At 46.8% G+C, this 22,053-nt stretch carries 15 protein-coding genes and 1 tRNA gene; 5 read left to right on the forward strand and 11 right to left on the reverse strand.

The window, feature by feature from the left end; translation table 11 throughout:
* Positions 1–2 precede the first annotated feature (2 nt).
* The 5 genes from ACZ5KY_RS07635 to hisS all read right to left on the reverse strand — a co-directional run bounded on the left by ACZ5KY_RS07635 (position 3) and on the right by hisS (position 7,215).
* Positions 3–1,871, reverse strand: a complete 1,869-nt coding sequence (locus tag ACZ5KY_RS07635; RefSeq protein ID WP_464243301.1) for a 2-oxoacid:acceptor oxidoreductase subunit alpha — start codon at positions 1,869–1,871, stop codon at positions 3–5.
* A 292-nt stretch (positions 1,872–2,163) separates the two neighbouring features.
* Complete coding sequence (gene mdh / locus ACZ5KY_RS07640; protein ID WP_464243302.1) at positions 2,164–3,153, reverse strand: malate dehydrogenase; 990 nt, start codon at positions 3,151–3,153, stop codon at positions 2,164–2,166.
* Positions 3,154–3,413: 260 nt separating this feature from the next.
* Positions 3,414–4,019, reverse strand: coding sequence for a LysM peptidoglycan-binding domain-containing protein (locus ACZ5KY_RS07645; RefSeq protein ID WP_464243303.1), 606 nt, complete (start codon positions 4,017–4,019; stop codon positions 3,414–3,416).
* A 44-nt stretch (positions 4,020–4,063) separates the two neighbouring features.
* Positions 4,064–5,866 (reverse strand): aspartate--tRNA ligase, encoded by a 1,803-nt coding sequence (gene aspS, locus ACZ5KY_RS07650; protein ID WP_464243304.1) that lies wholly within the window; start codon positions 5,864–5,866, stop codon positions 4,064–4,066.
* A 98-nt stretch (positions 5,867–5,964) separates the two neighbouring features.
* Positions 5,965–7,215: a histidine--tRNA ligase gene (hisS, locus tag ACZ5KY_RS07655; protein WP_464244647.1), complete on the reverse strand. Its 1,251-nt coding sequence runs from the start codon at positions 7,213–7,215 to the stop codon at positions 5,965–5,967.
* A gap of 574 nt (positions 7,216–7,789) precedes the next feature.
* Here hisS and ACZ5KY_RS07660 point away from each other — a divergent pair.
* Entirely contained in the window at positions 7,790–10,012 is a 2,223-nt protein-coding gene (locus ACZ5KY_RS07660; RefSeq protein WP_464243305.1) for an NADP-dependent isocitrate dehydrogenase, read from the forward strand.
* 98 nt (positions 10,013–10,110) lie between these two features.
* Here ACZ5KY_RS07660 and ACZ5KY_RS07665 read toward each other — a convergent pair whose 3' ends face one another.
* From ACZ5KY_RS07665 to ACZ5KY_RS07690, 6 genes are all read right to left on the reverse strand, one after another.
* On the reverse strand, positions 10,111–12,531 hold the full coding sequence (locus ACZ5KY_RS07665) for a DNA internalization-related competence protein ComEC/Rec2 (protein WP_464243306.1): 2,421 nt from the start codon (positions 12,529–12,531) through the stop codon (positions 10,111–10,113).
* Positions 12,532–12,601: 70 nt separating this feature from the next.
* Entirely contained in the window at positions 12,602–13,699 is a 1,098-nt protein-coding gene (rodA, locus tag ACZ5KY_RS07670; RefSeq protein WP_464243307.1) for a rod shape-determining protein RodA, read from the reverse strand.
* Positions 13,692–15,569, reverse strand: a complete 1,878-nt coding sequence (gene mrdA, locus ACZ5KY_RS07675; RefSeq protein ID WP_464243308.1) for a penicillin-binding protein 2 — start codon at positions 15,567–15,569, stop codon at positions 13,692–13,694. Before mrdA ends, rodA begins: the two co-directional genes overlap by 8 nt.
* Positions 15,560–16,090, reverse strand: coding sequence for a rod shape-determining protein MreD (gene mreD, locus ACZ5KY_RS07680; protein WP_464243309.1), 531 nt, complete (start codon positions 16,088–16,090; stop codon positions 15,560–15,562). The genes mrdA and mreD overlap by 10 nt, the downstream gene beginning before the upstream one ends.
* Positions 16,087–16,905: a rod shape-determining protein MreC gene (mreC, locus tag ACZ5KY_RS07685; RefSeq protein ID WP_464243310.1), complete on the reverse strand. Its 819-nt coding sequence runs from the start codon at positions 16,903–16,905 to the stop codon at positions 16,087–16,089. Before mreC ends, mreD begins: the two co-directional genes overlap by 4 nt.
* 87 nt (positions 16,906–16,992) lie before the next feature.
* Complete coding sequence (locus ACZ5KY_RS07690; protein ID WP_464243311.1) at positions 16,993–18,036, reverse strand: rod shape-determining protein; 1,044 nt, start codon at positions 18,034–18,036, stop codon at positions 16,993–16,995.
* A gap of 188 nt (positions 18,037–18,224) precedes the next feature.
* Between ACZ5KY_RS07690 and ACZ5KY_RS07695 the strand changes: the two genes are divergently transcribed.
* The 4 genes from ACZ5KY_RS07695 (at position 18,225) to greB (ending at position 21,945) form a co-directional block, all read left to right on the forward strand.
* Entirely contained in the window at positions 18,225–20,156 is a 1,932-nt protein-coding gene (locus ACZ5KY_RS07695; protein WP_464243312.1) for a SurA N-terminal domain-containing protein, read from the forward strand.
* A 3-nt stretch (positions 20,157–20,159) separates the two neighbouring features.
* Positions 20,160–21,104: a phosphoribosylaminoimidazolesuccinocarboxamide synthase gene (locus ACZ5KY_RS07700; protein WP_464243313.1), complete on the forward strand. Its 945-nt coding sequence runs from the start codon at positions 20,160–20,162 to the stop codon at positions 21,102–21,104.
* An 89-nt stretch (positions 21,105–21,193) separates the two neighbouring features.
* Positions 21,194–21,269: transfer RNA gene (locus ACZ5KY_RS07705), tRNA-Ala, on the forward strand.
* Between the two features lie 100 nt (positions 21,270–21,369).
* Positions 21,370–21,945 carry a transcription elongation factor GreB gene (gene greB / locus ACZ5KY_RS07710; RefSeq protein ID WP_464243314.1) on the forward strand — a complete coding sequence of 192 codons (576 nt, stop codon included), beginning with the start codon at positions 21,370–21,372 and terminating at the stop codon, positions 21,943–21,945.
* Positions 21,946–22,053 lie beyond the last annotated feature (108 nt).

Below are 22,053 nucleotides of genomic sequence, written 5' to 3' on the forward strand. Positions count from 1 at the left end.
TCTTATTCTCCTAACATTTCGTTGACTTTTTCGATGACCTCAAACTCACGGAATGGGTCGCCCTGTACTTTAGACAGAGATTGAACGTCAACTAGGAATTTGGCGCGAAGCATGAGGCTTAATTGACCCATGTTTAGCTCGGGTGCGAGTACTTTGTCGAAACGGCTGATGATCTCACCTAAGTTTGGTGGGAAAGGCCATACCCAACGTAGGTTGATACCTGATACTTCTTTGCCTTCTGTGATCATACGATCTACAGCACCTTTAACCGCGCCATAAGTACCACCCCAGCTAATAACGAGTACTTTGCCAGAATCTTTACCGTTGATCTCAAGCTCAGGAAGAACCTTGGCTAGGTTGTCAACTTTAGCTTTACGAATCTCTGTCATCAACTGGTGATTCATTGGATCGTGACTAACTGCACCAGTCTCATCTTTTTCAAGAGTACCGATACGGTGTTGGCAGCCCTTTGTTCCAGGGATAGCCCAGTCGCGAGCAAGAGTCTCAGGGTCACGCTTGTAAGACATGTATGTCTCACCTGGGTGATCTTCAGGAGTCCAGAAGTTTACATAGGGTGTTAAGTCTTCGAGCTCATCCATGGTAGGTACTTTCCATGGGCAGCTACCTTGACCAATGTAGCCGTCAGTCAAGACGATTACAGGTGTGCGGTATTGTAGAGCAATCTTTGCTGCTTGATACGTTGCATCAAAGCAGTCAGCTGGGCTGTTAGCAGCAATGATAGGCATGTAGCTATCACCGTTGCGGCCGAACATAGATTGCAATAAGTCAGATTGCTCTGTCTTGGTAGGAAGACCTGTACATGGACCGCCACGTTGAACGTTAACGATAACCAAAGGTACTTCAAGGATCAGAGCCATACCAGCAGCTTCTGTCTTGAGAGCCAAACCAGGACCTGAAGTTGTGGTGAATGCAAGATTACCTGCACATGCCGCACCAATCGCACAGCAAATACCAGCGATCTCGTCTTCCATCTGCATGGTGACTAGACCGACATCTTTAAATTCAGATGCAAGGTGAAGAAGGTCTGTTGCTGGGGTGATTGGGTAAGAACCGATAAATGGTTGCAAACCTGATTTAGCACCAGCGGCAGCAATCGCGATTGCTGCTGCGTCATTACCTGTAATGTTACGGTAAAGACCTTTTTCAATTTGAGCTGCACCAAGGTCATAACGCTCTTGGAACATAATAGCAGTTTCACCGTAGTGTAGGCCGGCTTTAAACGCTAAAGTGTTCGCTTCAGCGATTTGCAGCTTCGGCTTCTTAGCATTAGCACCAAACTTCTCTTGGATGAACTCAAGAACAAGCTGAGGAGTCTTGTTGAACAACCAGCAAAGTACGCCCATGGTGAAGAAGTTTTTGCAGCGGTCTTTTGCTGGGTTAGGCATATCCATTTCAGCCAGTGCTTCACGCACGAGGGTGAACATAGGGATTGCTTTAACGTCATAACCATTCAAGCTGCCGTCTTCGAGAGGGTTGCTCTCGTAACCGACTTTAGTGAGTGCTTTTTCAGTGTATGAGTCAGAGTTGGTGATAATGATACCACCCGCTTTAACGAATTGAGCACTGTGCTTGAGAGCTGCAGGGTTAAACGAGACCAGTACGTCAGGTGCATCACCTGCAGTGTAGATCTTGTGATCGCCGAGGCACATCTGGAAACCGGAAACACCGGCAATCGTACCGGTAGGGGCACGAATTTCAGAAGGATAATCGGGAAGGGAGTTAACATCGTTACCGTCCAATGCTGCAAGGGCGGTAAGCTGGTTACCGATGAGCTGCATGCCGTCACCAGAATCACCGGTGAATTTTACGACAATTTGCTCAGCACTCATGAGTTTTGCGTTCTCTGCCATACTGTCTCCTGTAAAAAAAAGAGATGTTTTAATAAAGTATGCTGCAAATTTACAGCAATCAAACATCGTCACTTGCCAATCGCGAATCATATATCACTAACACTATGTACTATGCAAGCAGATATAGAGCAAACGGCAAAATTGTATACAAAACTTTTTAGCGCGACTAAAACAGCGTTAGGGATGTTGAAAAAGGTAAGCTTTTACTAATCCTTTGCGCGTGACACACAACAAGGGCAATGTTTCCATTGCCCTTGTTGGGATCATATAGCCTATAGATTACGCTATTTAATTAACCTTTAAGCACGTCAGCAAGGTCAGGTAGGATGCTAGGAAGCTCGTCAATGAGTCCCTTAACGGCCGCTACTGAGTTGTCAAACATTGCTTGCTCTTCAGCGTCTAGATCAAATTCGAGAATACCTTCGATGCCAGCAGCGCCGAGGATACAAGGAACGCCAACATAGTAGTTGTCAACGCCGAACTCACCTGTAAGAAGTGCACAGACAGGAAGAACACGCTTTTGGTCGCGCAAGATTGCTTCAGCCATGCCGATAGCAGATGATGCTGGGCTGTAGAATGCTGAGCCATTGCCCAACAATTTAACAACTTCACCACCAGCCATCTTAGTGCGTTCTACCATTGCAGTCATAACTTCTTGAGCTTTTGCTTCGCTACCGTACTTGCGAACAAGTTGCTCCATAACTGGGATACCGTTGACGTTTGCATAACGAACGATAGGAACCATTGTGTCGCCGTGACCACCAAGTACCATTGCGTTTACGTCGCGTACAGATACGCCTAATTCCCAAGCGATGAAAGAGCAAAAACGGTTTGAGTCGAGAACACCCGCTTGACCCATTACGCGCTCAGCTGGGAAGCCTGTAACTTTTTGACAGAGTGTAACCATCGCATCCAAAGGATTGGAGATGATGATAACAAATGCGTTAGGAGCAAATTCTTTAATGCCTTCAGAAACCTGTGACATGATCTTAGCGTTAACGCCGAGTAGGTCGTCGCGGCTCATGCCTGGCTTACGAGGAAGGCCTGCAGTAACGATAACAATATCAGAGTCAGCAATATCAGCGTAGCTGTTAGTACCTTTGAGGTCTACATCGAAACCATCAACACGTGCAACTTCAGCGATGTCGAGCATTTTGCCTTGTGGTAATCCTTCAACGATGTCAAATAGTACAACGTCACCTAGCTCACGAAGTGCGCAAAGTTGTGCTAAAACACCACCGATTTGACCGCCACCGATCAATGAAATTTTTGCTCTTGCCATGTCTCTCTCCTTCAAATCAATCAAATGAAATAAAAAGCGGGAGCAACACCTGTCGCTCCAGCACGGGATATTCAATCATCTAAACAGTAAACTTAATAAGATACTTATATTTAGATGAAATTGATGCTCAATATAAAGTTATAAAGGTCAGATATAGATCATTGCTGAACGATGTATACAGTATGCAAAAGGGTAAAAGCTGTCAAGGGAAAATCTGATGGGGGTTTTATCCTCTATCTTGCGGATAATGGGGTGCTTTGTTAACTGCCGTGCTGTTGAATAAATATCCCCGAATTTCGTGCTGTTTCGCGGGCATTCTCTTTTTCGTTTTCGCTGTGATTTCGCGTAATGGTTAATAGTTGGCCTGGGAATATTTGTTGAGGGTCTTTTATTTGGTCACGATTTGCTTTGTAGATAAGTGGCCAGAGAAGTCCTTCGTGGTAAATATTGGTTCGTGCTGCGATGGAGTATAGGTTCTCACCTGTTTGCACGATGTATTCGATGAGTGTTTCTTTGTTGGGTGTTGCTTTGTGGGGTGTTGCTTTACGCTTAACCACTGGTTGCGGGGCGTCATAAGTCACTGTTATTGGTGCCGAATAAGTATACTTTTCAGTGAAGGCCCGTAGTTGGTCTTTTTGGAGCTGGTCAACATGTTGTTGTGTTGTTAGGGCTTTATGGCCCGTAACAGTGGAATGGTTGTCGGCCGATCTGTCTGTTGTTGCTTGAGGTGTTGCTACGGTTACAGGGAGCGTTACTGTGCTGCTAGCGCTTTTGTTTTTTTGCGTTGCCGTGCAACTGGCCAGTAGGCCAGTTGCACAGAATGTTGCAAATAAAATTGTGATACTGCGAAGAAAAACGAACACCATATTTACCTATGTACGTGTAAAGAGTTTGTTTGGTTGGCACCACTTTATTGCGGGGCAACGTCCTTTTTTTTCATGCGCAAGCGGATAGAAAGCTCTTGAAGCTGCTTCTCCTCAACGGCACTGGGGGCTCCTGAGAGTAAACAGGTGGCCTTTTGGGTTTTAGGGAAGGCGATGACATCGCGAATTGAATCTGAGCCGGTTAGGATCATCACTAAACGATCGAGGCCAAATGCGAGGCCGCCGTGGGGTGGTGCACCAAATTCGAGGGCGTCAAGAAGAAAACCGAACTTTTCGCGTGCTTCCTCTGCACCAATGCCGAGAAGTTCAAACATTTTGCTCTGAATTTGTTGGTCGTGGATACGGATGCTGCCGCCGCCAATTTCAGAACCGTTAAGTACGAGGTCGTAAGCCTTTGCGCAAGCTTTGGCTGGCTCGGTATCGAGTAGGCCCATGTCTTCATCGCGAGGTGCGGTGAAAGGGTGGTGCACAGCCATGTGGCGGCGCGTTTCGCCGTCCCATTCCAAGAGTGGGAAGTCGGTGATCCAGACAAATTGATAATTGTCTTTGGCTGCCAAGCCGAGCTTTTGGCCAAGGTGACCACGCAGGCGACCGAGTGCTTCATTGGTGATGGCGGTGGTGTCGGCAACAAACATCAGCAGGTCGCCAACTTCAGCGTCCATCGCTTGGTTGATCTGCTCAAGTTCCTCAGGAGTGAAGAATTTGCCAATTGGTGACTGCCAGCCGTCTTCGGTCATCTTGACCCACGCCAGACCTTTGGCGCCATAAATTTTGACGAAGTCGGTAAGGTTGTCGAGGTCTTTACGTGAGAATGTCGCACACTTTTTGGCATTGATAGCCTTAACCATACCGCCATTTTTAACAGCATCGGCAAATACTTTAAAGCCGCAACCGTCAACGATGCTCGATAGTTCAACCAGCTCAAGATCAAAACGTAGGTCTGGATTGTCGACACCGAAGCGATTGAGTGCTTCAGCATAGGTCATGCGTGCCATTTTGGCAGGGACCTCGACGCCGATGGTCTCTTTAAAGACGCGGGCAATCATCCCTTCCATGATGGTGATGACATCGTCGCAGTCAACAAAGCTCATCTCGCAGTCAATTTGAGTAAACTCTGGTTGGCGGTCAGCACGAAGGTCCTCATCGCGGAAACATTTAACAATCTGGCAATAGCGGTCATAACCTGAAACCATTAGCAGTTGTTTGAATAGTTGTGGCGACTGCGGCAAGGCAAAGAAATTACCACCGTTAACGCGGCTAGGGACCAAGAAGTCACGGGCACCTTCTGGGGTGCTCTTGTTGAGAACGGGGGTCTCGATTTCAAGAAATCCGTTTTCATCAAGGTAGTTCCGGACTGTTCTTGTCACATTGTGGCGCAAGATCATGTTCTTTTGTAGCGCCGGGCGACGTAAGTCAAGGTAGCGGTGCTTGAGACGGATGTTCTCCGCTACGTCTACGTGATCATCAAGGAGGAATGGTGGAGTCTTGGAGGTGTTGAGAATACGTAGTTCACTGACTTCCATCTCTACTTCGCCTGTTTTCATCTTTGGATTGATGGTTCCCTCAGGGCGTGGAGAGATGGTTCCTTTGACGGCGATGACAAACTCATTACGAATTTTATCTGCTTTTGCGTGTGCTTCAGGGTCGCGGTCGGGGTCAAGGGCGAGTTGTGTGATCCCTTCGCGGTCACGCAGGTCAATGAAAATTAACCCGCCGTGGTCACGGCGGCGCTGTACCCAGCCCATGAGACAAACTTCTTTACCGATGTTGTCGCTGGTCAAATCGCCGCAGTAATGAGTCCTTTTCCAGTTTCCGAGTGCGTCGTTCAAGGGTCTTCCTCCAATATAAAAGATTTAAAATAGTTTATTTCAAAGAGTCTCTCTGGTGCTTGACTCTGTTTGCGCAGGTTTAAACGTTAAGAGAGCAATTATAGCGATGTTGACGATGCTGCGTCAAGTAGCTGGCGCAGTTGGTCGAAAATACCTTCAAGCGGTAGGGCGGTTTGCTCGCCGTCACTCATGCACTTTAGTTGTGCGTTGCCGTCGGCAAGTTCGTTCTCGCCTAGAAAAAGAGTGTAGCTGCACTTGAGCTTATTGGCGCGGCGCAATTGAGCTTTAAGGCTTTTGCCGCTGAAATCCATCTCAGCGTAAATACCGTGATGCTGCAATTGACTGAGCAAGCCAAATGCAATGTTTTCAGCTTCACTCCCCATGGCGGCAATAAAGAGTTTAGGTGTGGCAGTCGTGATGCCGTTGCCTTCAAGCAGGAGTGCTAGCCGTTCGACCCCCATAGCAAAGCCAATTCCCGGCAATGATGGTCCGCCGAGGTCCTCAATTAAGCCATCGTAACGACCTCCAGCAGCCACGGCATTTTGTGCGCCGAGGTTGTTGGTTATCATCTCAAATGTTGTTTTTGTATAGTAATCTAAGCCACGGACCATGCGGTCATTGATGCTGTATGGTGTGCCAATAAGGTCGAGGTGCTTTTGAACCGAGGCGAAATGTGTTTCGCAGTCTGTGCACAGGTGGTCGAGGACAGAGGGTGCCCCAACGGTCGCCTCTTGGCATGATTTAGCTTTGCAGTCGAGTACCCGTAGGGGGTTGCTGGCACAACGGCGTTGGCAGTCTGGGCACAGTTGTTCCATGCGCTGTTGTAAAAATTCGATCAGGGTAGCGCGGTAACTGGGCCGACACTCAGGGCAACCAAGTGAGTTGATCTGTAGGCTGACGTCATCAATGCCAACCGCTTCAAAATAGTGACTGAGCATCGCTAATACTTGGGCGTCAATACGTGGGTCATCGATACCAATGATCTCAGCACCGATTTGGTGGAACTGACGGTAACGCCCTTTTTGTGGCCGCTCATAGCGAAACATCGGCCCCATATAGTAAAGCTTGGTAACTTGGTCTTGATTGAAGAGCTTGTGTTGGATGAATGAGCGCATCACGGGTGCTGTTCCCTCGGGACGCAGGGTCAGAGAGTGGTCACTCTTGTCGTCAAAGGTGTACATCTCTTTTTCAACAATATCCGTTGTCTCACCAATGGAACGACAAAACAGCTCCGTTTTTTCAACGACAGGCACGCGAATCTCTTGACAGCCGTAGGTGCCAAAAATATCGCGAGCTGTTTGCTCTAGAAATTGCCATGTTGCCACATCGGCTGGCAAGATGTCGTTCATCCCTTTAATACCAGTAATACTCACAAGAAACTCCTTATTTTAAAATACTACAGGTTGTGCTTGGGGTAGCCGATAACCATGTGTACTTAGTGTGCGTTCTGTAGTGGAATCCCTCTTAATACAGTAAATAAGCGGCCATTGGAAGAGGGTATGTGAGAAAAATGTTGATTGATTGCGCGATGACATCTTTTGCTAGATTAAGATTAATAGTTAACTTTTCTGGGCGTTGCGCGAAAAAGAGCTTTTTTCTCACGTGATTAATGTGCTGATTGTGCTAGGTTTTTGTCCGTTTTGGGTGACGAATGTCCTGTTGAAATATGTTTGTTGTGACTTGGTGTCCACGGAAAATTTGTCCCTAACGACAAGGACTTAAGGGCGAGCGCTGGGCCCTCTTGTCCCGCGGTGTTTTTGCTTGACAGCGGTTGCTCTTTTGCATACTGTATACAACGTTTTGAAGTAACCTATATCACTTATTTGCAATGCTTGAGACCATATCATTTGGCTGAGTAAGGGGATTATCTCTCCTTTTCTTAGACCTCAGGCGAGTTGTTATCAACAATCTTAAGGAGAGAACATGTCAACGATTATTTGGTCAGAAATTGATGAAGCACCAGCGTTAGCGACATATGCGTTGCTACCAATTGTACAAAAATTCCTCAAGGGCTCAGGTGTTGATGTTGAGACACGTGACATCTCCTTGTCAGGACGTATTCTTGCTAATTTCCCTGACGCGCTGAAGGATGATCAAAAAGTAGCAGATTATCTAACTCAGTTAGGTGAGCTTACTCAAGATCCTGCGGCAAACATCATTAAGCTTCCTAATGTAAGTGCTTCTATCCCTCAGCTTCAAGAAGCGATCGCCGAGCTTCAAGGCAAGGGCTATGCTGTTCCTACATATCCTGAAGAGCCACAAAATGATGCTGAAAAAGAGTTGCAAACTCGTTATGCTAAATGCCTCGGTTCTGCGGTAAACCCAGTATTGCGTGAAGGTAACTCTGATCGTCGTGCAGCGGCTTCTGTTAAGAAATCTGCTCAAACAAATCCACATCGCATGATGAAGCCTTGGCCTGCAGTGTCTAAAACTCGTGTTGCGCACATGAGCGATAACGATTTTTACGGTAGTGAGACTTCACTAACGCTTGATAAAGACACTACTGTTACTTTCAAGTTTGCTGGCAACGATGGCAGTGAGCAAGTACTGAAAGCAAACCTTCCTATGCTGGCAGGTGAGGTTCTCGATTCCTCTTCCATGAACATGGCTGCATTGCGCGTGTTCTTTGCCGAGCAAATTGAAGCTGCAAAAAAAGAGGGCGTATTGTTCTCGTTGCACTTGAAGGCAACCATGATGAAGATCTCTGACCCTTATATCTTCGGTCAGTGCGTCAAGGTTTTCTATAAGGATGTATTTGCAAAGTACGGTTCTGATTTTGACAAAATTGGCGTGAATATCAGTAATGGTCTCGGCGATGTATATGCCAAACTTGACCGCTTGGAAGATGCCAAACGTGAAGAGATCGAAGCTGCAATTATGGAGGTCTACAAGACCAGTCCTGCTGTGGCAATGGTTGACTCGCGTAACGGGATCACCAACCTGCATGCACCCAACGATGTAATCATTGATGCTTCCATGCCAGTTGTTGTTCGTGATGGTGGTCAGATGTGGAACCTTCAAGACGCGCTTCAAGATACTATCGCTTTGATTCCTGATCGTAGCTACGCAACAATCTATCAAACAGTTATTGAAGATTGCCAGAAAAATGGTCAGTTCGATCCATCAACAATGGGTGCTGTTTCCAACGTTGGCCTTATGGCTAAAAAAGCTGAGGAGTATGGTTCACACGATAAGACTTTCTTTGCTCCTGGCGATGGTAAAATTCAGGTTCTTGATGATGCAACTGGTAGTGTATTACTGGAGCAAACAGTTGAAACTGGTGATGTGTTCCGTTCTTGCCAAACTAAGGACGAGTCGATTCGTGACTGGGTCAAGTTGGCAGTAACTCGCGCTAAAGCAGAGGGTGTACCTACTTGTTTCTGGCTTGATCCTAAGCGTGGGCATGATGCACAAATCATTGCTAAAGTTGAAACTTACCTCAAGGACCACGATACAGTAGGTCTTGATATCCGTATCATGACTCCTGATGATGCCATGGTTCTTGCGTGTGAGCGGTGTCGTCGCGGCGAAAATACGATCACGTGTACAGGTAATGCACTGCGTGACTACTTGACCGACCTGTTCCCAATTTTAGAGCTGGGTACAAGTGCTCGTATGCTCTCTATCGTACCCCTGCTTCAAGGTGGCGGTGTGTTTGAGACTGGTGCTGGTGGTAGTGCTCCTAAGCACGTTGAGCAGTTCCTCAAAGAAGGTCACCTGCGTTGGGATTCACTCGGTGAGTACTGTGCTCTGGTTCCATCTTTGGAGCAAGTTGCTACATCTACAGGTAATGCAACGGCTCAATTGTTTGCTGATACCCTTGATGAGGCAGTAACTGGTTATCTCTCAAATGCAAAAGCACCTTCTCGTAAGGTCAATGAGATCGACAACCGTGGTAGTAGCTTCTATATTGGTCTGTATTGGGCGAAAGCTCTTGCTGCTCAAGACACCGATGCTGACGTGAAAGCCAAGTTTGTTAAAGTAGCTGCTGATCTTGTGGCCAATGAGGCAAAAATCAATGAGGAGCTTCTTGCTGCTCAAGGTTCACCTGTTGACATTGATGGTTACTACAAGCCAAACGTTGCGAAGGTTAGCGCTGCAATGCGTCCTAGTGCGACTTTGAATGCAATTATCGACGCGATGTAAATAACGTTGATTGACTGAGAGTTATCTTCTCTGTCAGATAGTGATCCATTAAAAAGGCCCGCCAATTGGTGGGCCTTTTTTTGTCAAAAATCTAAATGTTAAGGATGAGCTAACGGCTGTTGTTGCCAGCCATTGCCCCAACTCTTTAGGCGTACTGTTCCATCGTGGTCGGTGCGAATTAATGTGGTTTGATTTATATCAAGTGCTGCGAGAGTTTCAGGGTGAGGAAAGTGATACGAATTGTTAAAGCCAACGCTAGCGATGGCGGTTTTTGCTTGTGTTGCTTGAATGAGAGCGTGGGGGAGAGAACGCCGACTGCCGTGATGCGGAAGCTTAAGCGCAGTAACGGGGGATAATAGCGGGCCATTTAATAGTTGTGTCACCCCATGATGCTCAAGGTCTCCCGTTAACAGGATGCCATCGTTTTTGTAGCGGGCGAGAACAACTAAGGAGCGGTCGTTCATTTTAGCTGTATCGTCTGGTGGAACAAAAACATCTAATTGTGCTTCACCCTTTAGCGGGATATTTGTCCAGCTAGAGACAAACCGTCGTGTTGGAATCTTTTTCTCTCTCAGCGCCTTTTGTAGGCTCCAGTGCAATTGTTTAACAGGGTCGGAACTCCAAAATTGTTCTACATCGAAATGGTTTAGGATGTGAATGAGTCCTTTGCGGTGATCAGGATGATCATGACTGAGAATCACTGCATCTAAGTGGTTGATACCTAGAGCGCCAAGGGCTGGGGCGAGAAGTTGTTTGCCGACATCAAAAGATTGACTATAAAATCCACCACCATCGATCAGATAGCTCTTCTCATTTCCGAGTCGAAGAAGGAGCGATTCACCTTGGCCAACACTGAAAGGGGTAAGTTCAAGGTGCGCGGGTGGGGCGTGAAATTGGGGTGACATGAAGACCACCACGCTTGCGCTGAACAAGAGTAGTGTGTGACGCCATTTGTTAACAATGAAGGTTAGCGTAGCAAGAGCAAGCAGTATGAGTGCTCCATGCTGCGTAGGGCTTAAATAGACAAATGTTCCTGCCAGTGGCCCTTGAGCGATAGAGCTTGCTAGACCTAGCGTTGTGTCAATCAACCACAAACATCCGTCGAAGATAGCGAATGAAAATTGCGGAAATACGGGCAATAACAGGGTTGCAAGTAGCGCCAATGGCACGGTTAGAACTCCAATCAAGGGGATGGCGATCAGGTTGCAGAGCACTCCAGCTGGGGCAAGGGTATGGAAGTGGCTTAATGCAATTGGGGTGGTGGCAATTGTTGCAATAATTGTTGCGGTAAAGGGTACGATTAACCACTTATTGACGACGGAATTGACATCTTTTTTTTTGTTGGCTAGGCAATAAATAAGTGCGCCAACTCCTGCAAAGGAGAGTTGAAACGATGCCGAAAAAAGCGCCAATGGATCGTAGACAATAATGGCTGTCGCGACCAGGGCTAGCAGAGTTAACGGCGGTGTTGTGCGATAGCTGATCAGCGCAGCAACGGTAATGCCTGTGAGTAGGGTTGCTCGCACTGTGGGTAGCGCACTGCCGCTAAGGGATAAGTAGAATAACAGCGGTGGCAGGGTTAGCAGTGGTACCACCATCTGCGCTGGTCGCCATAGCATGAGTTGTTCACTGCTGCGGTAGAGACGATTTAATAGTAGGTAGATCAAAGAGGCAATGAGGCCAAGGTGGAGACCTGAAATTGAAAAAAGGTGTGAGATGCCGAAGTTTGCTAATTGTTCGCGCTGCTCTGGTGAAAACCGTGATTTTTGACCGAGGGTTAAACTGAGTAGGTAAGCAGCTTTTTGTGGTGAATAGGATGCAGAAACTTGGTCGCCTATCGCGGTTCGCCATCGTTCGATACGGTAACGTAGCGATGATTCAGGTTGTTGTGGCAAGCGTACAATACTCTGCTCTTGGTCAACAAATGCTGTCATATAGATATGTGACCGCGCAAGGTGCTGCGGATAGTTAAACTCACCGGGGAGACCGTATCGTCTTGGTTTGCGAAGTTTTGCTCTAAATATGATGTGGTCTCCGGGCAGAATCGCGTTGGTGCGTGGTGTGGGATTAATTAAGTTTTTTTGTTTGCGACCAACCTGAACGCGCAGCTTACCAGTCGCTTGTGCTGTGAGTTGTCCATTGGCAATGTTCTCCAGCGATACATCCATACGCCAACGACCTTGCTGTGGCTCGATTCGAACGACCGTTGCCGTAATGGTGACAAATTGATTATTAGCGAATCCTGAGAGGTTGGTTGTTTCATCTGGCGGTCTGATTGCGAAGGCGTAAGCACTAAAGCCTATCATAAAACTTAGGGCTGCAATGATTGGCCATAGTGGAACAGTGCGGCATTTGCTAGTGATATAAAGTGAAAGGATTAGGATAACAGAGATGGCAAAAGGGTGGTTTAGGAGCTGCTGAGCTGAAGGAAGTGCTGCACTGATTACTATGCCACTGCTGTAGCCTGTCAGCGTTAGCCAGATTCCTTGATTTGGCAGTTGTTTGATCCAAGTAGTCATCACAATGCAATCAGAAAAAAGCGAGAAGATTGCGTGATTGTACTATTTTAATGTGGCTTGGGCAATCTTTCTAGAACATAAAGCGGCGCATGCTGATGTTGAGAAGAAGGCCACAGCCGATCATCGTTGTCACCATGCTGGTGCCACCGTAGGAAAAGAGAGGCAATGGGACGCCGACTACTGGCAGGAGTCCAATGACCATCCCGAGGTTAACGATGATATGCCAGAAGATCATCGCTGTGACACCAATGGCTAGATACATACCAAAACTTGAATCGGCTTTACGAGCAATATTGATTCCTCTCAGCACGATAGCGAGATAAAGTCCTAGCAGTAAAGTGCAGCCAAATAGCCCCCACTCCTCGGCAAAAACGGAAAAAGCAAAATCGGTGTGGCGTTCGGGGAGAAAAGAGAGTTGTGATTGGGTTCCTTGCATAAACCCTTTGCCCCATAATTGACCACTGCCAACAGCAATTTTCGATTGAATAATGTGGTAACCCGTACCGAGAGGGTCGCGCTCGGGATCGAGAAAGGTTCGAATCCGATCCTTCTGGTAACCGTGAAGAAGAAACCAGCCGCCTGTCATGGCGCAACTGGCCAGCAGGGCTAGGACGGTTAGCGCATAGCGGCGAATTCCGGCAAACAATGCCATGGTTGTGCCAATGAAGAGCAGCAACATGGCTGTGCCTAAATCAGGTTGTTTCATGGTTAAAATAACAGGAACACTCAACAGCAACCCGGGCGCGATTAACTCGCTGAGGCGATATCCTTCGCTTGATTCATGCTGGCTGAAATAGGCGGCTAAGGTAATGATGATCACCACCTTCATCACTTCACTGGGTTGTAAGTTGAAGAAACCAAGATCGATCCAGCGGGTGGCACCCATGCTTGTTTTGCCAAAAACTAGAACCGAGCCGAGTAGGAAAACGCAGCCAATATAGGTGATTGTCGCCATATGTTCTAGGTGGCGATAGCTAAAGATGATTAACGCGATGGCGATCGAGAAACCAATGGCCAGCCAATAGGTTTGTTTCATGTAGACAGGTGATCCGTTTAGGTTCCACGATGACGTAGAGCTATACAGATTGGCAATGCCGACCGCTGCTGCCAATAACACTAAGGCGAGTAAGACCCAATCAAAATTAGCTACTAGGCGACGATCAAACATCGGACTCTCCAGAGTTCTCGGTTGGCTGTTGAACTGCGTGTTGGTTGTTGAAATAATGGGTGAAAATCTGTTTGGCAATGGGCCCCGCAGCACTACCACCATGTTGGCCGTGCTCAACAACAATGGCAACGGCTATTTCGGGCTTGTTTGCCGGAGCATATGCAACAAATAGGGCATGATCTCTATGGCGATAGGCAATCTCTTCAATATCGATTGGTTCACCGTCAATAGGATCATCTTTAAGTCGAACCACTTGTGCTGTTCCAGTTTTTGCGGCAACAGCAACGTCTTTGAGTGCACTTGATTTTCCCGTGCCGCGTGGATGGTTAACGACCTCTTCCATCCCCTTTTTTACATAACTTAAGTCTTCTTGGTTTAAATCTGAATCGTGTAATACGTGAGGTGTGTTTTGTTTTAAGATTTGGCCGTCAAACTCTTCAATACGCTTAATCAGGTGTGGCTGGTAAAGGGTGCCACCGTTGGCAATAGTCGAGGTCATGACGGCAAGCTGCAATGGTGTAGTGAGAACATATCCTTGACCAATTGCAGCAATCACTGTTTCCCCTTTATACCAAGGGGCATTGTAGCGATTACGTTTCCATGCTTTGTCTGGGATCAGCCCAGGTTGTTCATTGTCCAGTGGCAGATCGTAAGTGCGACCGAGTCCAAGTTTTCGCGCCATCGACGACATCCGTTCAATACCAAGCTTCAGAGATACTTCGTAGAACCAAACATCACAACTTTCGCGTAGCGCTTTTTTGAGGTTGGTGGGCCCGTGGCCCCTTTTTTTCCAACAGCGAAATGAACGGTTACCTACTGTTGTACGTCCCTCGCAATCAATGAGGTCGTTAGGTGTGATGACCCCTTCATGGAGGGCTGCGAGGGCGGTAACCATCTTATACGTCGATGCCGGTGGATATTGTCCGCTGATTGCTTTGGCCTGAAGCGGGTGGTCAGGATTGTTAACCAGAGCTTGCCACTGTTCGTTACTGATACCGCGAGCAAAGAGTGCGGGGTCAAATGCTGGTCGGCTCACCATTGCTAAAATGTCACCATTGTTGACATCTAAGACAACAGCAGCGCCTGATTGATCGCCAAAGGCTTGCTCGGCAAGAAGTTGTAAACTACGATCAAGGGTGAGAAAAACACTCTTGCCGGGTAATGGTGGTTTTACCTGGTGTTGGCGTAGTTTTTTACCTTTAACATCAACTTCAACCAGTTTTTCACCGGCGATGCCACGTAGGTACGGTTCAAGGTGTTTTTCTATGCCGCTTTTGCCGATGAAATCACCCGCATGATAGTCACCATAACGTTGCTGTGTTAATTCCTTCTCTGTAATGGCACCGATGTGACCGAAGAGATGAGCTGCCGCTTCATGGTATGGGTAGGCGCGCATTGGCTGTACCTCAATCAACATCCCCGAGAGGTCGATGGAGTTCTCTGAAAGTTTCTCAACCGTTTCCCGATCTACGTCACGCTTTAGGGGAATAGGGCGATATTGTGGGTAATAACGGTGCTTGTTCCAGTCGACTTCAAGTTGATTCCAATCAGCACTTAAGTAGGTAGCTAAGCGTGTTAGCAGTTGCTCTTTGTCGGTGACCTCTTGGCGTAATACCGAAACAGTGAAAGCTGGACGATTATCAACCAATAGTAGCCCATTGCGATCATAGATTGGCCCACGCGGTGCGGCAATAGGGATGTAGCGGGTGCGATTTTTCTGCGAAAGCGTTTGATATTGGTCGCCATAGATGACCTGAAGTGACCACAGGCGGATACCGAGCAGCGAGAAAAAAAAGATCGCAGCTAATGCGAGCCATTCAAAGCGTCGTTTTCGACTTGAATCGTCAGGTTGAGGGCTATTTAATGCCATGTACTCAGCCCTTGGTGGGAGGTTTTACGTTTGTTGTATTGTGAGCGAGTTCGGACTGCTAATAATAGTAGCGTGACGCTCAATACTGTTATTAAGTTAATAAATAGTTGTGCAGGTAAGCCATTTAAGATGAGAAAGCTACTTTGACTCTGCTCTGAAAAGCACAGTAATGTCAAAATTAGTAATAGTGAATTGCTTGTCGTGCCAAGAACGGTGGCGACCAGCATTACCAGATCATTTTTAAGGTTCAGTTGCCGCCCGCCCATATAGGTGCCACAGAAGATAAGCAACATAATCATTCCGTTTAACCCTAATGTCATGCCGCAAAACACGTCAAGAATACAGCCGAGCAACCATGCATAGAAAGCACCTGCAATAGGGGGTTCGTTGAGCCCAATATAAAGGACGAGTAGCAATATTAGATCGGGGCGCAGTGTTAAACCGAAAAATAGGGGCAGTAAGGATGTTTGCACAAGGATTAAGAAAAGACCGCAGATAAGGTAGAGTACGAGTCGCTTCATTTCGGTTCACCAAGGATAACAAGCACGTCTTCAAGTCGTGAGAAGTCGACACTGGGTGTTATTTCGAGGGTTTGGAATAAGCCGTAATCGTGTTTAATAATATTGGTAATGGTGCCAATGGGTAACCCTTTTGGGAAGATACCACCTATTCCCGCCGTAATCACCGCATCGCCGATCTGGACATCTTTGCTGCGTAATGCATAGTTGAGGGTAAGGGTGTTCCCTTGGCCGCGAGCTACGCCACGGGTGCGATTGTGCTGAATTAGGGCCGAAACCTCAGAGGCGGCATCGTTGGCTAATAACACCCGAGAGGTGTGGCTCGCACATTTGATCGTACGACCAACAATCCCTTCGGCAACGACAACAGCAAGTCCTTCACGTAGTCCATCGCTTGTACCTTTGTCAATAGTGATGGTTCGAAACCAGCTCGTGGCATCAACAGCAATAACACGGGCTGGCAGCTCAGGGGCGTTAGCGTTATCGTGAAAGTTAAGCAGTTTGCGCAGGCGGCTATTCTCTTGAGCTACTTCACGTAATTGGAGTAGATGCTGACGTTGTTCGCGAACTCTCTGCTTGAGGATGATATTGTTCTGTCGAACACCAATTAGATCGATGTAGTTGTTCCATAATATTGTAATTTTATTTTGGGTGTTGTCGAGGGTTTGATAAAAAGGGCTGGTGAGCTGTAAAACACCGCGTTCGAATAAGGTTGTTTTATTTTGCTGGCGCAAACTGCTGGAGTAGACCAGCAGAGCGCATGTGAAAATGCTCGCAAGAAGAAGTGCCGTTCGATGTGTTTTTAAAAAATCCAGCATGTGAGGCCAGCATGGCTGAGGGGTGTTTGATTAGCGAAATGCCCCCACCAACAAGCAGGGGCATTCACGTGATTTACAGGCTCAACGCTAAGATGCAATCGTAACTCTGCGCAATAGATCCAGCTCGTCTAAGACTGCCCCTGAGCCAAGAACAACACAGGATAAAGGATCGTCAGCGATAACAACTGGTAGCCCCGTCTCTTGCTTGAGTAGTTGGTCCAGCCCTTTAAGACACGCCCCACCGCCTGCTAATATAATACCGCGATCGACAATGTCAGCTGCAAGCTCTGGAGGCGTTTGCTCTAAGGCAACGCGCACGGCCTCGACAATGGCATTGATCGTTTCAGCCAGCGCCTCTCGAATTTCCTCAGAGTTGATTTGAAGTGTCCGTGGAATGCCCGTGACGAGGTCACGTCCTTTAACGTCCATTTCCAGAACCTCTTCACCCGCGAAGGCACTGCCGATTTCAATTTTAATCTGCTCAGCCGTTCTCTCGCCGATCAGCATGTTGTACTTACGTTTGATATATTGCGTAACCGCTTCATCCAGCTTGTCGCCGCCGACACGGACGCTTCGCGCGTAAACGATACCAGCTAATGAGATGATAGCGACTTCGGTTGTGCCGCCGCCAATATCGACGATCATGTTGCCGTTCGCCTCAGTGATAGGTAAACCCGCGCCGATGGCCGCAGCCATGGGTTCTTCAATTAGGTATACTTCACGAGCTCCCGCCGATTCCGCCGATTCCTTAACCGCCCGTTTTTCGACCTGAGTGATTCCAGATGGGACACAGATGACGATACGAGGTCGGACAAGAGCTTTGCGGTTGTGTACTTTATGTATAAAGTAACGGAGCATCTCTTCTGTGATGTCAAAATCAGCAATGACCCCATCCTTCATTGGCCGGATGGCAACAATACTGCCCGGAGTACGGCCAAGCATTTTTTTTGCTTCAATACCAACAGCTAATACCTTTTTATTGCCTGAAGCATCTTTTTGAACGGCAACAACTGAAGGTTCGCTGACCACAATCCCTTTAGACTTGAGATATACAAGTGTATTGGCGGTACCAAGATCAATCGCTAGGTCGTTTGAAAAGAGTCCCCATATGGAATTTAATAGTTTAAACATAGTCACATTTCCTTCTGTGAGTTTCTGACAACGGTCAAGAGTGTTAAAGTAACAGAAAATAGGCTGGTTCTCAAGGGTAAACAAGGAGGTGCTGAGGTAAAAACTATTGCATTTATCTTAAAAATTAACGTAATATGCGATGCTGTTTTTTATTAGAAATTCCGCGTCCCTCAAGGAGAATATTTTTTATGCTCGATCTGATTCGTAAGAAGCAGAAAACCACCGTCGTCCAAGTTGTTTTTTGGGTCATCATCGCAACATTTATTGGTACCATTTTTCTTGTATGGGGAAAGGGTAACGAGCAAACTCGCGAGTTCACCGTTGCTGCCGAGGTAAATGGAACTGAGATCAGTTTTGATGAATTTAAAAGCACATATAATAGTATGTATAATTTTTACCGTAATATTTATGGCCAAAATTTTACTCCAGAGATGGAACGCCAATTACGTTTAGCAGAGCAATCGATTAATACTCTTATTGATCAAACATTGTTGTTGCAAGAAGCGGATCGCCTTAATCTGAGTGTTTCAAAAGAGGAATTGGTTCAATCCATTGCTGCTGTTCCAGCGTTTCAAGTGGATGGCACCTTTAATAAACAACAATACCTTTCAGTTCTAACCTACCAACGCTTAAAGCCTGAATTGTTTGAGCAAATGCAAGAGCAGCAAATATTGGTTCAAATGACGCGTCAAGCTCTTGAGGATGGCGTTGTTGTCAGTGATGAGGATGTTGCCAATGAATTCCGTCGTTTGAATGAAAAAATCAATTTGGAATACATTCCATTTGCAGCCAGTGGCTTCCGCGATCAGATTAAGCTCACAGCCGAGCAGATTGATAAATACTATACCGAACATCAAGAAGACTTCCGTGTTGTAGAGCAACGTGCACTGAGTTTTGTTCAGCTTGACCGCAATCAGTATCGGAGTGAGGTTGTTGTCGATGAAACTGAGGTGCAACGTTATTACGAGCGCCATCTGTCGCAATTTGAGATTCAAGAACAAGTTTCCGCGGCACATATTCTGATTATGGTTTCACCCGATGCTAATGAAGCAACGATAACTGCTCGTGAAGCGTTAGCGACTTCAGTTCTGGAAAAAGCGCAGTCGGGCGATTTTAAAAAGTTAGCTCAGCAGTATTCTGACGATAAGGCTACCGCTGCAAATGGTGGTGCTCTTGGATTCTTTGCTCGTGGTGCTATGGATCCAGCCTTTGAAGAGGCAGCATTCGCTCTGCAAGCAGGCGAATTGAGTGCCATTGTTAAAAGTCGTTTTGGCTACCATATCATTAAAGGTCAGGGTCGTATCGAAGCTGGCTTTAAGGCGTTGGCTGATGTTGAGGCCGAGGTGAAAGAGGCGCTGATCGCTGAGGAGTCTGAACGACTCGCTTATGAAGATGCAATGGATGCCTATAATGTTAATCGCAAAACAGGATCTCTGGCGACGATTGCTGAGGGCTTGAATCTTACTGTCGTTGAGACGGGGTTATTTCAACGTGCTGCAGCAATCCCAGCGGTTGGCGTAAATGAGGCATTGACTCAGCGCGCATTTTCAACTCCAGAGGGTAGTTTGATTGCGCCTGTTCGAGGTGATGCTGGAATCTACATCAGTGAAGTTGCAGAGATCAAAGAAACGCACATCCCTGAACTTTCCGTTGTCAAAGCAATCGTTGAAGTTGAGTTGTTAAATGGTGAATCTGTCTCTTTAGCACAGCAACAAGCTGAAGAAGCCCTCGCAAAAGTGATTGCTGGAACACCGTTGAAGTCTGTTGCGCCGAAAGGGGTAACGTTGAAAGAAACGGGACTGTTTAGTCAAACTCTTGGCGATTTTGTGCCAACACTGGGTAATGTTTTAGGACTATCGGAAGCAGCGTTCTCGTTAACGGTAAAAGATGCTGTTGCTCAGCAACTATTTACTGCCAATAATACATTTTATGTGGTGCGCTTGAAGCAGTTAAAACCAGCCGATCCCAACGGTTTGACACCTGAAGAATCCGAACGGATCCGTAGCGCTGTTTTGACTGCACAACGTGATGAACTGTTAAGAACTAAAATTGCGACACTGAAAGAATCTGCCGATGTAACTATTGCACCGTCGATTCTGCGCTCTATTGAAGGGAATTAAAAAATGATGCCAGTTGTGATGAAAAGTGATTGTCCTGAGCTGAAACTTGTCAATCAAGGGAAAGTTCGCGACCTGTATGATGTCGGTGAATATCTTTTGATTGTCACCAGTGATCGAATCTCAGCCTTTGATGTCATTATGAATGAGGGTATCCCTCAAAAAGGGTATGTTCTCACTGAGATCTCCAAATACTGGTTTGAGCAGATGGAAGATATCATCCCAAATCACATCATCAGCACCAATGTGGATGACTTTCCTGAGATCACCCATCAATACCGTGATCAACTCGAAGGGCGAAGCATGCTGGTTAAAAAGGCCAAGCCACTCCCTGTTGAGTGTATTGTTCGCGGCTATATCTCTGGTTCTGGTTGGAAAGAATATCAGGAAAAGGGGAGTATTTGCGGCATCCAACTTCCTGAAGGGCTTAAGCAGAGCGAGCAACTTCCTGAAGTAATTTTTACTCCCTCAACTAAAGCTGAGTTGGGTGAGCATGATGAAAATATCTCTTTTGATGTTGTTGAAGAGTTGTGTGGTGCAGAACTTGCCGCGCAAGTTCGTGATGTAACCATTGCCATCTATGAGCGCGCTCGTGAGATCGCAGCAAAAAAAGGGATTATCATCGCCGATACCAAGTTCGAGTTCGGTATCTTTGAGGGTGAGTTGATCTGGATCGATGAAGCACTCACCCCTGATTCTTCCCGTTTTTGGCCAGCCGACGAGTATCAGCCCGGCGGTGTCCAGCCAAGCTTTGATAAGCAGTTTTTACGTGATTACCTCGAAACGTTGGATTGGGGGAAAACAGCGCCTGCGCCTGATCTTCCTCAGGATATCGTTGAGAAAACAGGGCAAAAATATATGGAGGCGATGACCCGCTTGACCATGCCTGTGACTCTTAAAACTGCACCAAGTTCTTGCTGTGGCGGCGGTTGTGGTTGTGGCAACGAATAACTGTTTAGCCGTTACGCAAGCATATCGCTGTTAATGATAGAAATGCATTGACAGGTTGAAGCTTGTTTTGGTATAAACACCACTGATTTGGGGCTATAGCTCAGTTGGGAGAGCGCTTGAATGGCATTCAAGAGGTCAACGGTTCGATCCCGTTTAGCTCCACCATACTAAAAAATAAAAGGTTAGCTGATTTTTCAGCTAACCTTTTTTAGTTTGATGTGCTGGTAACGGCTGAATGCTGCGTCGTACTTATAGGGAGTTTGTTATGGGTGTTAACAGTTTCAATCTACCATCAACAGATGATTGGTCTGATGAGGACGACGAAGATCAGTCGGTCCCGCCCGCAATAAAAGGGCAGGGCAACTATATGACGGTCTCCTGCGCTGAGCGAATCAAGGCTGAAATTAAAGATCTGTTGTATGTTAAGCGACCAGAGATGGTTAAAACCGTAACGTGGGCAGCATCGAATGGTGATCGTTCTGAAAATGCCGATTACCATTATGGCAAAAAACGGTTACGGCAAATTGATGGGCGCATCCGTTATTTAACAAAACGGATGGATGCGGCTGTAATTATTGATCCGGTGGCACAGCTGAATGTTGCTGGCGATAAAGTTCTCTTTGGTTGTACGGTAACCATTGAAAATGAAGAGGGTGTGGAAAAGGTTGTCAGCATTGTTGGTGTCGATGAAATTGACACCAGCTGCGGACGAATTAGCTGGGTCTCCCCTGTTGGTCAAGCCCTGTTAGGTGCATACGAAGGTGATGCGGTGACTGTTAGGACTCCCGGTGGTGATGAGGAGTTCGAGATCACTCAGGTTGCGTATCTGCCGTTAGATTAATGGTAGGCTGATGTATGCTGATGTATGTCGATAATTTTGGTAAAATTATCGGGTGCTAGTTGACAATTCAAGGCAGGGTACTTATCTTCACTGCCGTTACCCCATTAT

This window comes from Desulfuromonas svalbardensis (assembly GCF_055389415.1).

What these genes read in the sequence shown, in the direction of transcription:
- mrdA (WP_464243308.1), bottom strand. Translation starts at nt 15,569, where the DNA reads ATGGCATTAAATAGCCCTCAACCTGACGATTCAAGTCGAAAACGACGC.
- ACZ5KY_RS07665 (WP_464243306.1), bottom strand. Translation starts at nt 12,531, where the DNA reads ATGACTACTTGGATCAAACAACTGCCAAATCAAGGAATCTGGCTAACG.
- rodA (WP_464243307.1), bottom strand. Translation starts at nt 13,699, where the DNA reads ATGTTTGATCGTCGCCTAGTAGCTAATTTTGATTGGGTCTTACTCGCC.
- mreC (WP_464243310.1), bottom strand. Translation starts at nt 16,905, where the DNA reads ATGCTGGATTTTTTAAAAACACATCGAACGGCACTTCTTCTTGCGAGC.
- ACZ5KY_RS07695 (WP_464243312.1), top strand. Translation starts at nt 18,225, where the DNA reads ATGCTCGATCTGATTCGTAAGAAGCAGAAAACCACCGTCGTCCAAGTT.
- ACZ5KY_RS07660 (WP_464243305.1), top strand. Translation starts at nt 7,790, where the DNA reads ATGTCAACGATTATTTGGTCAGAAATTGATGAAGCACCAGCGTTAGCG.
- ACZ5KY_RS07635 (WP_464243301.1), bottom strand. Translation starts at nt 1,871, where the DNA reads ATGGCAGAGAACGCAAAACTCATGAGTGCTGAGCAAATTGTCGTAAAA.
- hisS (WP_464244647.1), bottom strand. Translation starts at nt 7,215, where the DNA reads ATGAACGACATCTTGCCAGCCGATGTGGCAACATGGCAATTTCTAGAG.
- ACZ5KY_RS07700 (WP_464243313.1), top strand. Translation starts at nt 20,160, where the DNA reads ATGATGCCAGTTGTGATGAAAAGTGATTGTCCTGAGCTGAAACTTGTC.
- greB (WP_464243314.1), top strand. Translation starts at nt 21,370, where the DNA reads ATGGGTGTTAACAGTTTCAATCTACCATCAACAGATGATTGGTCTGAT.
- ACZ5KY_RS07645 (WP_464243303.1), bottom strand. Translation starts at nt 4,019, where the DNA reads ATGGTGTTCGTTTTTCTTCGCAGTATCACAATTTTATTTGCAACATTC.
- mdh (WP_464243302.1), bottom strand. Translation starts at nt 3,153, where the DNA reads ATGGCAAGAGCAAAAATTTCATTGATCGGTGGCGGTCAAATCGGTGGT.
- mreD (WP_464243309.1), bottom strand. Translation starts at nt 16,090, where the DNA reads ATGAAGCGACTCGTACTCTACCTTATCTGCGGTCTTTTCTTAATCCTT.
- ACZ5KY_RS07690 (WP_464243311.1), bottom strand. Translation starts at nt 18,036, where the DNA reads ATGTTTAAACTATTAAATTCCATATGGGGACTCTTTTCAAACGACCTA.